This window comes from Mesorhizobium sp. USDA 4413, assembly GCF_056280365.1.
In genome coordinates this window covers 2,083,214-2,094,609 of the sequence record NZ_JBVPRP010000001.1, presented here as the reverse complement: position 1 = coordinate 2,094,609, position 11,396 = coordinate 2,083,214, and the positions used below count along the sequence as shown (strand labels likewise).

General features: G+C 61.7%; 11 protein-coding genes. 2 read left to right on the top strand and 9 right to left on the bottom strand.

What is annotated here, in order from left to right; translation table 11 throughout:
• On the top strand, window positions 1–813 hold the full coding sequence (locus tag ACVMIM_RS10275) for an NAD-dependent epimerase/dehydratase family protein (protein WP_040986158.1): 813 nt from the start codon (window positions 1–3) through the stop codon (window positions 811–813).
• 1,199 nt (window positions 814–2,012) lie between these two features.
• Here ACVMIM_RS10275 and hglS read toward each other — a convergent pair.
• Entirely contained in the window at window positions 2,013–3,407 is a 1,395-nt protein-coding gene (hglS, locus tag ACVMIM_RS10270) for a 2-oxoadipate dioxygenase/decarboxylase HglS (RefSeq protein WP_040985621.1), read from the bottom strand.
• 116 nt (window positions 3,408–3,523) lie between these two features.
• On the opposite strand from hglS, the gene ACVMIM_RS10265 reads away from it, so the two are divergent.
• Window positions 3,524–4,465, top strand: a complete 942-nt coding sequence (locus ACVMIM_RS10265) for a LysR family transcriptional regulator (RefSeq protein WP_040985623.1) — start codon at window positions 3,524–3,526, stop codon at window positions 4,463–4,465.
• Window positions 4,466–5,041: 576 nt separating this feature from the next.
• On the opposite strand, the gene ACVMIM_RS10260 is transcribed toward ACVMIM_RS10265, so the two are convergent.
• From ACVMIM_RS10260 to ACVMIM_RS10225, 8 genes are all read right to left on the bottom strand, one after another.
• Window positions 5,042–5,284 carry a putative quinol monooxygenase gene (locus ACVMIM_RS10260; protein WP_476111850.1) on the bottom strand — a complete coding sequence of 81 codons (243 nt, stop codon included), beginning with the start codon at window positions 5,282–5,284 and terminating at the stop codon, window positions 5,042–5,044.
• Window positions 5,285–5,359: 75 nt separating this feature from the next.
• Window positions 5,360–5,779, bottom strand: a complete 420-nt coding sequence (locus tag ACVMIM_RS10255) for a cupin domain-containing protein (RefSeq protein WP_040985625.1) — start codon at window positions 5,777–5,779, stop codon at window positions 5,360–5,362.
• Between the two features lie 16 nt (window positions 5,780–5,795).
• Window positions 5,796–7,193 carry an NAD-dependent succinate-semialdehyde dehydrogenase gene (locus ACVMIM_RS10250; RefSeq protein ID WP_040985627.1) on the bottom strand — a complete coding sequence of 466 codons (1,398 nt, stop codon included), beginning with the start codon at window positions 7,191–7,193 and terminating at the stop codon, window positions 5,796–5,798.
• A 105-nt stretch (window positions 7,194–7,298) separates the two neighbouring features.
• Window positions 7,299–7,775 (bottom strand): ribonuclease E activity regulator RraA, encoded by a 477-nt coding sequence (gene rraA, locus ACVMIM_RS10245; RefSeq protein ID WP_040985629.1) that lies wholly within the window; start codon window positions 7,773–7,775, stop codon window positions 7,299–7,301.
• A gap of 33 nt (window positions 7,776–7,808) precedes the next feature.
• Window positions 7,809–8,447: a 3-oxo-tetronate 4-phosphate decarboxylase gene (gene otnC / locus ACVMIM_RS10240; protein ID WP_040985631.1), complete on the bottom strand. Its 639-nt coding sequence runs from the start codon at window positions 8,445–8,447 to the stop codon at window positions 7,809–7,811.
• Entirely contained in the window at window positions 8,444–9,715 is a 1,272-nt protein-coding gene (otnK, locus tag ACVMIM_RS10235) for a 3-oxo-tetronate kinase (RefSeq protein WP_040985633.1), read from the bottom strand. Before otnK ends, otnC begins: the two co-directional genes overlap by 4 nt.
• Window positions 9,716–9,726: 11 nt before the next feature.
• Complete coding sequence (locus ACVMIM_RS10230; protein WP_040986159.1) at window positions 9,727–10,674, bottom strand: amidohydrolase family protein; 948 nt, start codon at window positions 10,672–10,674, stop codon at window positions 9,727–9,729.
• Entirely contained in the window at window positions 10,671–11,369 is a 699-nt protein-coding gene (locus ACVMIM_RS10225; protein ID WP_040985635.1) for an arylsulfatase, read from the bottom strand. The genes ACVMIM_RS10230 and ACVMIM_RS10225 overlap by 4 nt, the downstream gene beginning before the upstream one ends.
• Window positions 11,370–11,396 lie beyond the last annotated feature (27 nt).

Sequence of the window (11,396 nt, the reverse complement as noted above, 5' to 3'; positions counted from 1 at the left end):
ATGCCGCATTACGAACGTATCCTGATCACCGGCGCCGCCGGCCGACTCGGCTCACAGCTGCGCAAAGGACTGGTGCCGCTGGCCAAGACGATCCGCCTCGCGGGCCGCGAATCCTTCGGCGATCTCGCGCCGCACGAGGAGGAAGCGGTCTTCGATCTCGCCGACATGGAGGCGACGATCGCGGCGACCAAGGACTGCGACGCGATCGTGCATTTCGGCGGCGCGCCGCTCGAATGCGAGTGGCAGACCATCCTCGATTCCAGCATCCGCGGCTCCTACCACATCTATGAAGGCGCCCGAAAACATGGGGTGAAGCGCGTCATCTACGCCTCCTCGGTGCATGCGATCGGCTATCACGAGATCGAGGCGCATATCGGCGTCGATGCGCCGGTGCGTCCCGACAGCCTCTATGGGGTGTCGAAGAATTTCGTCGAGAGCCTCAGCCGGCTCTATTGGGACAAGTTCGGCATCGAGACGGTGTGCCTGCGCATCTTCTCGTCCTTCCCCGAACCCGCCGACCGCCGCATGCTGTGGTCCTATCTCTCCTTCGCCGACTGTGTGCGCCTGGTCGAGGCCTCGCTCACCGCGCCGCGCGTCGGCCACACGATCTCCTTCGGCATTTCCGACAACAAGCTGAAGATGGTCGACAACAGCGGCGCGAACCACCTGGGGTTCATCCCGCAGGACAGCGCCGAGCCGTTCCGCGCCGCCGTCGAGGCAAAGACGCCGGTACCCGACCCGAACAAGCCGTCAGTGAAATATCTCGGCGGCTGGTTCTGCGAGCTTGGCCACCCGGACGACAAGCCGGTGTGAAGACATGGGCAGCGGCCAAGTGGTGTGGTTGTCAAAGCTCGGCACATCGCCACGGCCATAACTACAATCATCCGCCGCATAGAGCGCCATTCGTGTAGAAGCTCCTTTCTAAACGGGCGGCCGGCCATCGCCGCCATGTTTGCGGCGCATCCCTGTTCCCGCTGCCCTGCTCGAAATCGCAACGAAGCTGCGTGCCGGGTCGGCGCAATCGTTTTCTGAAGTTGCTGCGACATTCGGTTGGTCGCGGCGATCCTCGCCGCCCTGCTCTTTGAGCAACGTGCCGTGCCATGGCTGGTCCGGCACCACATCACACCTCCGCCTCCACTCTTTCTCCAATCCGGCGGTCGGGTTGGCGCGTTCGCTTTGGCGTCGTATTGGGACCAACGAGCCCGGCCGCGAGAAGTGCTTGAGAAATATCGCCGGCGCGGTCCCGCCCCCGCAGGATGCACTGCTCAAGTAGCCAGTCTGCTGCCGGCTGCCAAGCGGACCAGAAACGTTCGTTTGGAGCTTCCCCCTCTCGCCCAGACGCAGCCGCCATGTCGTCCAGACAGTCGCCGAGCAGGTCTCTTCCACGGGCGCGGTACGAAAAATCGAGCAGAGCCCGCCACTCCTCGTTGCCGCCGTGCGCAAAAAGCCAATTTGGCGAACCAGCACGTGCGCCGCTCGTGAGGGACTGTCGTTCGTCTCGATCCGCGGAATACGCACGCGCACACTCGACCAGACCGGTCAAATAGGTTGAAAACGACTTTTGATGCTCCTCGGTAGAACTCAGGCGATACAGTCGGTCAAGAACGCCTCATCAAGACATTGTCCCACCAGTCGTCCGAAATGTGAGGCAACTCAACCGGGGGTTCTTTGCCCAAGAGAAGCCCAAGCACGCGCGGTGGGGTCCGCGGCATCTGCTGGATCCGGCGTCCAGTCGCATGGCTACGGCGCAAGCGATAGCGCCGGCGGGTTCATGATGGGAACTTCGCCCGCGCCCTCCGCGCCTAAGGGGCCGATCGAAGGAGCGCCCTCGTAAAGATCAATCTCGACGGCCAATGCGAGCGCACGCCGGGCGCGCAACGAACGCTGCGCGTCCCTTGTCGTAGCGTGCTCCGGTTTCGTAGCCGGCCATGTCAGCAGCTTCGGCCAAAACCGCAGGTCACCGATAAGCTCGCGCAGAGCAGCGATGTGATTCGTGTGAGGCATGCCGCCCGTTACTCGGCCGCCGCAGCGAGGCCTCCGCGGAGACAGCGCTCAAGCGAGGCACGCATAATACCGGCGTAATGCGCGAACTCGTCCAGCACGGTTGCACCGAGATCGCCTTCGAACATCTTCTGGTTGGGACTCGCGACGAACTCCTGCGTGGCGTCGTCTCCGAGATTCGACTGAAAAATGCCCGCCGCGCTGACCGGGAGGAAATCCTCGTAGACGATCGGGTCGAACCGTACGAGACCCGCGTCGACGGCGGCTTCGAGGTCCATGTCGATCCCCGCGCGGCGCTGGCCCTCTGCCGTCAAAGAATAGCTGAAATAACCCAGGCCGTGCCTGCGGATCGCGTTCCAATCATCCGGGAATCCCCTGAAGGCCTCGGCCAAAGCCGCTTCATATTCAGAGGCGTTCGAGCCGTCTGCCGCGGGCCTGCAGCGCTCACGTGCTTCGTTGAGCAGACGGTCGTAGAGCGCGCGGCCCTTGGGCGTCAGAGCGATGCCGCGTTGTTCGATCTCTCCGAACCGGGCTGTGTGGGAACCGGACCGCGAACTGCCGTCCACCTCAGGGAACGAAACCGCTTCCTCGAGGGCCTTGAACGAGGTCTGGCGCAGCAGGATCGGGCATCGGCGGGTCGGCGGCCCTTCCACGATGGCTTTCGGCACGATCCCTTCCTCAGGCATGCGCTCCTGAACCCGGTCGATGTCCAGCGTGCGCGGAGTCAGATGATTGATATGGGGGCCTTTGAAAGAGACGATATCGGCGATCAGCCGATGGGCACTGTGGAGCCGCTCGTACATGCCGGCGCTGACGGTCGCCTTGTCGTGCCACCTGAAGGTCTCGAGCACCTCCCTGACAAAACGCTCTGCTTCCTGCCCGTCCAGCCCTCCCTGTCGCTCCGCCTTCTCCAAAAGTTCCAGCGCGCCATCCGTAAATATCTGGCGCTTCGACAGGACGGCGGCGGCCTCGTTCCGCAGGGCCTCGTCTTTGATGAGGTCGAGGCGGAGCAGCGAGGTGAACACGCGGAAGGGGTTGATCTTCAGGCTGGCGCCGCCAACCGGCCGGAACGCTGTCGAATGCACGGGGACACCGGCGGTTGAGAGATCGTAATAGCCCACCGGCTGCATACCCATCACGGCGAAGACGCGGCGCATCGTCGAAAGTTCCTGAACAGTACCCAGCCGGATTGCGCCGTGCCGTTCTTCGGAAATGCGGTCGAGCGAGTCCGTGACGGCAAGCCGCTCCCTCATCTCCGGATCGGCGGCCAATGCCTCCTCGTTCACCCGAGCGACCAGATGCATGAGCGTGCCGTATGCAGGGACCTCATCACGATACATGGCCGACATGGCCGCAGAGAACTCCGACCGGATGGAGTCGGAAGTAACGAAGCCGGATTTCGTCATCGCCTTTTGCCTCTCGCCGTCTAAAATTGCGGATGGTTCATTCGCCACTTTCATCGTAACTTTGAGGCTTCGGTGCTGTAACGCGACCTTTCGTGATAACTTGATGCGAGTCTGGAATGAAGCTTAATCGGAAAATGATCCCCGACCTGTCGGTGCTGCAGGCTTTCGAATGCGCCGCCCGGCACGGGAACTTCACTCTGGCGGCAGCCGAACTGAACCTCACGCAAAGCGCAGTGAGCAGGCAAATCCGTGCATTGGAAGACCAGCTTGGCGTACCCCTCTTTGAGAGGATACGCCAAAGGGTGGTTTTGTCCGAGGTGGGTCAATCCCTGCTCCCGGAAGTCATCCGCCTGCTGGGACAGACCGAGGAAATGGTTCTGCGCGCGATGGCTGCCGCCGACGGCAAGAAGATACTCTCTGTCGCCACGCTCCCGACCTTCGGCGCACGATGGCTGACGCGCAGGCTGCCAAATTTCCTTGAGAGACACCCAGGAACCGTCGTCAACGTGGCGTCTCGGTCCCAACCATTCGATTTCTCGGTCGACCTTTTCGACATAGCCATCCACTACGGGCAGCCCATCTGGGCACACGGAATCTGCACCTATCTGTGCAGCGACGTGGTCCTGCCTGTGGGAAGCCCTGATCTCATGTCGCGGTGGCCAATACTGGAAAGTTCCGATCTAGTGGCCGCACCACTTCTTCATCTGGCGACACGGCCGAAGCAGTGGAGCGAATGGTTCGAATTGGACGGTCTTGAAGGGGCAAACGCTTTCCACGGAAGCCGTTTCGATCAATTCAACATGATCATCGAAGCTGCGGTCGCGGGAATTGGTTTTGCACTCCTGCCTCGTTACCTGATCGAGGAAGAGCTGCGAACCGAAAAGCTCGCCGTCGCCGTTCCGCGGCCCATCACCACGAATAACAACTACTATGTCGTGCTGCCTGAGGGAAAAAGCGACAATCCCACGGCATCGGCATTCCAAACGTGGTTGATGGAACAGGTTCGCCATCCGAAACAACGCGAGCGAGAAGTTAGGCGTCGCATTGCCGCGCGCTGACGGATGGACGCTAAGGATCGTTGATCATCGGATGCTCGTCTCAAGCACAAGATTTGACCCTTCAGCTCGGTGGCCGATACCCGCCCCTCGCCTCTGCTCGCTTCCAACCTCATCAATTCCGCGGTTCACGCAGCTGCCCCGACGCAGCGCCCGTTCGAACGAGGGGTCGTTCCACGGCCCCCAGAGCGTTCGCATGTCACCGACGACATCTGCTTCAGCCAACTCTGCCGCCGCCGGTTGCTCGATCAACTGAAATCGGCCGCGACGACTTAGACTAGTTTCCGTCCATAAAGCACGTTATGGACGGAAACTAGTCTAGACCTGACGATCAGAACTCGCGTGCTAATTGGTCGACAGGTCGACTTTGCGACGGTCGGCCAGCGTCGACATCGCCACGGCTCTCGCAGTCCTTGTCCTGTCACTCTGCGATTGAGGGCCTTGGTATCGGCATTGGATTCCAAAGCAGGCGAAGGCGCGGAAAAGGGTGTTCACCAGCTTGCTGCGAACGGCAGAAAATGCTGGGCCCCATGGTATTTCCCGATGGCAGCGTGCGCGTTCACTTCCTCGGCCCCTGCGCTAAACAGGTGATCTGGTCAGAACGGCGCGCGAATGCGTGACGCGTGGGGCCTCCCGGAAGTAGTCGGCCGCCAAGCGCCGCCACTTTTGGAAATCGGCAGAGTTACGAAAATGGACCATGTAGTCCTCGACGGTTTCCCACTTGACCACCAGCCGATAGCTGGTCGGGTCTTCCACGATCCGGTGCAGCGAGAGGCCGTGGCAACCCTTGGCTTTGAGGAAGAGCGGGGCAGCCTCGGCCACAGCCCGCTCTAAGGCCGCCCGCTACCCGGCTTGACCGCAAGCTCAGCAACCTCCAGGAACATACAGTTCCCCACTTCAGCTGACCGGCTTCTGGCCGTGCTCGGCATCAATCCGCCGCGTATCGCCCGTCGCAATCAGCGTGCGCGTTGCTTCCACGCTCGCGTAAATCCAGAGGATCTTCATCCGCTTCGTTTTCGACGCATTGATGAACCGATGCGGCAGGTTGGCGGGAATGAATGTCGTGTCCTCGGGCTTCAACTCGTGGCGCTCGCCATCGATCTCGGCGATAGCATTTCCCTCGAGCAGCATCACACTTTCCTCGCAGTTGTGTGTGTGCAACGGGATCGCCGCGCCCGGCTCGAAAATCGTGATACCGTTGATGAAGCTGGTCGTCCCGGAGGCGCGGTTCACCAGCGGAATCGTCTTGGCCCCGCCGCCGCGTTCGTGCGCGGGAATCTGATCGGGTCTGAATACAGCGGCCTTCTGTGTCGTCATCGGGGGTTGCCTTTCGCTACTCTGACTTGGATGCTGGTGCGGAGTTTCGTGCCGGACCGATCCACACCGTCTTGATGTTGACGAACTCGCGAATGCCGCAGACACCCAATTCGCGGCCGTATCCGGAGCGCTTGATGCCGCCGAACGGGAGGCGGGGATCGGAAGCAACCATGCCGTTGATGAACACGGCGCCGGCATCGATCCTGCGCGCCAGTTGGCGAGCACGGCCGAGGTCGGAGGTCCAGATGGCCGCACCGAGGCCATACTCGGTCTGATTGGCGAGCATGATGGCCTCGTCGGCGTTCTCGACCCGGACAATGGCCGCGACCGGTCCAAAGGTCTCCTCGTCGAAGGCCGCCATCCCCGGGGTGACATGGTCGAGGATCGTCGGTGCATAGTAATAGCCCGGCCTCTCAATCGGCTGCCCACCGATTTCCAGTCGAGCACCCGCAGCCAATGATCGTTCAACCTGCTCGTGCAGGGCGGCGCGTAGATTTGCGCGCGCCAGCGGCCCGATCGAGGTCTCTGCGTCCAGCGGATCACCGATCTTCAGACGTTCGACACCTCGGCGGAACGCCTGCACGAAGGCATCGGCCACACCCTCCTCGACGATAAAGCGCTTGGCATTGACACAGCTCTGCCCCACATTGATGAACCGCGCCTTCACCGCCACGGCGGCGGCAGCCTCAACATTCGCGTCTGCCAGCACCACGAAGGGGTCGGAGCCGCCGAGCTCAAGCACCTGCTTCTTCAGCGCCTTTCCCGCCTGCGCTGCAACGATTGCGCCGACCTGCGTCGAACCGGTCAGTGTCACAGCCGCGATCCTGTCATCCGCGATCAGGCCCGCAACCCTATCCGGCTGGATCATGAGCGTTCGGAACAGCCCGTCCGGACAACCGGCAGCCGTCATGACCTCCTCAATCGCCAGGGCACACTGCGGCACGTTGTTGGCGTGCTTCAGGATCGCGCCATTGCCGGCTGCAAGCGCCGGCGCGGCGAAGCGGAAGAACTGCCAGAACGGATAGTTCCACGGCATGATGGCGAGCACGACGCCGAGCGGATCGAAGACGGCGGCGCTTTCGGTCGCCGAAGACTCAATAAACTCGTCGGCAAGGAAGCGGGGAGCGTTCTCGGCGTAGAAGTCGCAGTTCCACGCGCATTTCTCGATTTCGGCCTCGGACTCGACGAGAGGTTTCCCCATCTCCTGTGTGATCAGCCGGGCATAGCGTGTCTTCTCCTTCCTGAGCACAACGGCCATCTGTCTGAGCAGCGGAACGCGATCCTCGACCGATCGTGCGCGCCATGCGCGTTGGGCGCGAACGGCGGCGGTCAATGCCGAGTCGACCTCGGCGGCGGAATGCTCCTCGAAACTAGCGATCTCTTCGCCTGAAGTCGGGTTGATTGAGACAATCACTGAATAATCCTCTGTTCTTCTTGCGCTATATCGGCGCCGTGCATCGGGCACCTATTTGGAGGACCAGACGAACGATCGTCCGAGCCGATGACCATCCGATAAGGCTTAGGACGTCAGATCTTCATCAGAGACGAGCAGGCCGTCGTAGTCGGCGTAGGCGAAGGCACCGGGCCGAAAATCCACGCCGCCGAAATGCACCGCGCCGCCAACCCGCCCTGCCCCGTCCTTGGACGACTTTTTCGGCGAGACGCCGAGGCAGAAGACAGCTACATCCATCTGCTCGATCTCCGCGCTGTCGCGAACCGATCCGTTGATGACGATACCTGCCCACCCATGGTCCCGCAGGAGCATGGCGATCTGGTCACCGAGGAGGGCGCAGCGGGTGGAACCCCCACCATCGACGATCATCACTCTGCCCTCGCCCCGCTTCTGGAGCTCCGACTTGAGGAGCGCGTTGTCCTCGAAGCACTTCACCGTTGCGATCGGGCCACAAAACTGTTTCTTCCGTCCCAGCTTTATGAATGGCAGATCGCAGAACCGGACGGCATCACCGTGCGCGTCTACAAGATCGGCTGTTTTCATACGTCATTCCTCGATATTTCGAGCGCTGGCTCGTTAGTAGCTGGCAAAGACGGCCTTCAGTTCATCGACCTGCCCGGCGGTCAGCATGCGCGTCGGCGCGCCACGCAGGAGCACCAGCAGCTTCGCCGTCTCCTCGAGTTCCTCGGCTGCATAAACCGCTGACGCGATGTCCTTGCCGGTCACAACCGGTCCGTGGTTGGCGAGCAGCACCGCAGCGTATTTGCCGCGAAGCTCGCGAATGAGATCGCCGGATTTTTCGTCGCCGGGACGGACGTACGGTACCAATTTAACCGCACCAACACGCATGACGACGTAAGGCGTGAGCGGCGGAATGCAGTCGTCCGGGTCAACGTCCGTTAAACATGAGAGCGCGGTGGCGAACGTCGAATGCAAATGCACGACTGCGCCGGTTTCGGGCCTCGTTTCGTAGAAAGCCCGGTGCAGGAAAATCTCCTTGGACGGCTTATCACCCGACAGATGCCGACCGTCGCGATCGAGCTTTGCGATGCGGCCTGGATCGAGAAATCCGAGGCATGAATTGGTGGGCGTGATGAGGAGGCCGTCTTCTAGTGCGGCGCTGATGTTTCCGGCAGACCCGACGGAGAAACCGCGGTCGTAAAGCGACTTCGACAGTCTGGCAATGTCATCGCGAACGCGTGTCTCGTTGCTCATCGTCCGGCCAGCCTTTCAAGCGCCTTTTCGAAGAAATCGAGTGAGCCGAAGTTTCCGGATTTCAGCGCCAGTGCGATTGGACGCGGACTGCCGGAAACAAGCACCGGCACACCCGGATCGATCTCCGATCCAATCTTCAACGCACCCAGATCAAGCGCGGAGACGACCGCTCCGGAGGTCTCGCCGCCTGCAACGACGAGCCTCCGGACACCGCTGGCAATCAACTTGCACGCCGTATCGGCAAACAGCGCATCGAGAGTCTGGGCAACATGCTCACGTCCATGAATGCCCTGTAACCGCGCGACCTCTTCGGGCCTGGCAGATGAATAGACCAACGGGGCGCGGCCCGGATTGTCGAGCACAAACGATACCAGTTGATCCGCGTTCGTCTGGCCACGCATGACTGCATCGACGTCGATCGCCAGAGTCGGATGTCGCTTCTTGTGATGGTCTATCTGACCGCGTGTCGCGCCGGAGCAGCTTCCAGCAAGAACCGCTTCAGGTCCCTCGACAGCGATTCGGCTGGGCGGAGCGCCTTTGGCCTCGCCCGCCGCGATGAAGTTGGCCGGAAGGCCCAATGCAATCCCGGAGCCGCCGGTGATGAGCTTGGCGCTGTCACAGGCGCGGCCGATCGCCACCAGATCGTCGGCAGTGATGGCGTCCACGATTGCAAGACGTTCACCCCGGTCGGCGACCTGCCGCAATTCTGAGGCAATGCGTGCTGCGCCCTCGCGCACGGCCTGCCAGGCAACGAGGCCGACAGGATGCCTTGTCTGCCGGCCGAGCCAGCGGCGGATGTCGGGATCCGTCATCGGGTTCAGCGGGTGGTTCTCGAGGCCGGATTCGTTGAGCAGCCGGTCGTGAACGAAAAGGTGCCCCTGGTAGACCGTGCGACCCGCCGCCGGAAATGCGGGACACGCGACCACGCCCTTGACCCCGAGATCATCGGCCAATGCTTCGGCAACAGGTCCGATGTTGCCGTCAGGCGTCGAGTCGAAGGTCGAGCAGTATTTGAAGACGATCTGGCGGCAGCCCTGGCCGAGCAGCCAGCGAAGCGCCGCGCGCGATTGCTCGACCGCCTCAGTGACCGGAATTGATCGGCTTTTCAGGGCAACGACGCTGGCCTCGATGTCGGACGAAGCATCGCTCTGCGGAACGCCGAGAAACTGCGCAGTGTTCAGACCGCCCTGCCCGGGCAAGCCTTTTGCCAGGGTGTTGGCGATGTCGCTCGCACCGGTGAAGTCGTCTGCAATAACGCCGACTAGCATCAGGATCGCGCTCAGAAGCCGTAGAGCTTGGCCGGATTGTCGACAAAGACCCTCTGGATGGTGGCCTCGTCTGCTGCCCAGGCGGAAGCCACGTCCATCATCTGTGCGTCGTTCGGCATTCCATGCTTCCCTGGTGACGGATGCGGCCAGTCCGATCCCCAGAGCACGCGGTCCGGCGCAGCCTGAAGGTAGGCCTTTGCCGTTGCACCGACGTCTTCATAAGACGGCGGGCCGACGAGTGTGTCCTGATAGAGACTTGAGATCTTGGTGTAAGCCTTTCCGCGTGAAAGAAGATCCTGCACCACATTGAAGGCGGGATGAGCGAGGGCATTCGGCTGCGGCAGGCGGCCAAGATGGTCGAAGACGACGGTGACCGGCAAATTTGCAAGGAGGTCCGCGTTCTTGGCGATGTCATCACCCTTCATGTGCACCTGGATGTGCCAGCCGAGGGGGGCGACCCGCTGCGACAGCGGCGCGATCATGTCGACGGTGGTCGCGCCGGCGCGCCCGAGATTGAAGCGGATGCCTCGCACCCCGAGGCCGTCGAGTCTCTTCAACTCGTCATCGCTCACGGACGTATCCACGACCGCAATGCCGCGGACATTGCTGCCGAGCTGTTGCAGCGCTTCGAGCAGACATGAATTGTCGGTTCCATAGGTGGAGGGCTGAACGATTACACTACGTTCAAATCCGAGGCGCTCCCGAAGACGCAGATAATCGGCAACGGACGCATCCGGCGGGATCAGGCTGGCATTGGGCGCGGCCGGAAACTTGCTGTTGTAGATATGGAAGTGGCTGTCGCAGGCGTTCTTGGGAACCTTGAAGCTCGGCTTCTCCGTGCCGGCCGAGAAAGGGACTTCCCCTTCGGCCCTCGATGGCCCCGTATTAGCCAGCACCGACGTGGCAAGCCCAGCGGCGGATACCGCGAACTGACGGCGTGTCATCGGAACGCGTGTCATGCGCATACCCTTTCTGTGTCACCAATGAGATTGTTCTTTTCAAGAAGGATGCGCAGCTTTGCGACCGCCGCGTCGGGACTGGTCAGGACAGGAATGTTCGTTGCCGCCTCGACCGCTTTCCGCGCACGCGCCATGGAGAAATGGGCCAAGGTGATGGCATCGAAATCTTTCAGTTTGGCGGCCTCGGCGGCGATCAGTCGATTGTGCGTTTCGACATCTCCGGCACGCACTGCATCGATCGCACCAGGGACGAAGAAGCTGGTGATCATTGCGGAAGGATCGGTGCGGTCCGCTTCCTCGCGGAATTCCTGCTCCATGCTGTCCTTGGCCGGGGCAAACGTATAGAGCATCGCGGTGCGGCCGCCGCGTCGAATGGCTTGCTCGAACATCGCTTCATTTGGCTTCAGTACAGGGATGTCGACCTGCTTCGCAGCGTGCGCGATGGCCCGGCCGAAGGCAGAGCATGTGAAGAGAACCGCCGCACTGCCGATCGAGCGCGCATAGGCCGTAAGCGCTGCGATGCGCGCGACGAGCTCGTCGGTGAGCTCGGAAACCTTCGCGCGATCCGGTGACAGGCTGTCCTCCAAGATGTTGACTGCATCAGCTTCCGGCCAGGCGGCTTTGAAAGAGTGAGTGATCGGCTCCATCGCAATGGTGGTGGCATGGATCAGTGTTATTCGAGGCGTTGCTGTCATTGTCGGCTCCAACGGAGGGACCGATGG

Excerpts from the sequence above, each read along its gene's own strand:
- ACVMIM_RS10275 (WP_040986158.1), top strand. The coding sequence starts at position 1 with ATGCCGCATTACGAACGTATCCTGATCACCGGCGCCGCCGGCCGACTC.
- hglS (WP_040985621.1), bottom strand. The coding sequence starts at position 3,407 with ATGACGAAATCCGGCTTCGTTACTTCCGACTCCATCCGGTCGGAGTTC.
- ACVMIM_RS10265 (WP_040985623.1), top strand. The coding sequence starts at position 3,524 with ATGAAGCTTAATCGGAAAATGATCCCCGACCTGTCGGTGCTGCAGGCT.
- ACVMIM_RS10255 (WP_040985625.1), bottom strand. The coding sequence starts at position 5,779 with ATGACGACACAGAAGGCCGCTGTATTCAGACCCGATCAGATTCCCGCG.
- rraA (WP_040985629.1), bottom strand. The coding sequence starts at position 7,775 with ATGAAAACAGCCGATCTTGTAGACGCGCACGGTGATGCCGTCCGGTTC.
- otnC (WP_040985631.1), bottom strand. The coding sequence starts at position 8,447 with ATGAGCAACGAGACACGCGTTCGCGATGACATTGCCAGACTGTCGAAG.
- otnK (WP_040985633.1), bottom strand. The coding sequence starts at position 9,715 with ATGCTAGTCGGCGTTATTGCAGACGACTTCACCGGTGCGAGCGACATC.
- ACVMIM_RS10230 (WP_040986159.1), bottom strand. The coding sequence starts at position 10,674 with ATGACACGCGTTCCGATGACACGCCGTCAGTTCGCGGTATCCGCCGCT.
- ACVMIM_RS10225 (WP_040985635.1), bottom strand. The coding sequence starts at position 11,369 with ATGACAGCAACGCCTCGAATAACACTGATCCATGCCACCACCATTGCG.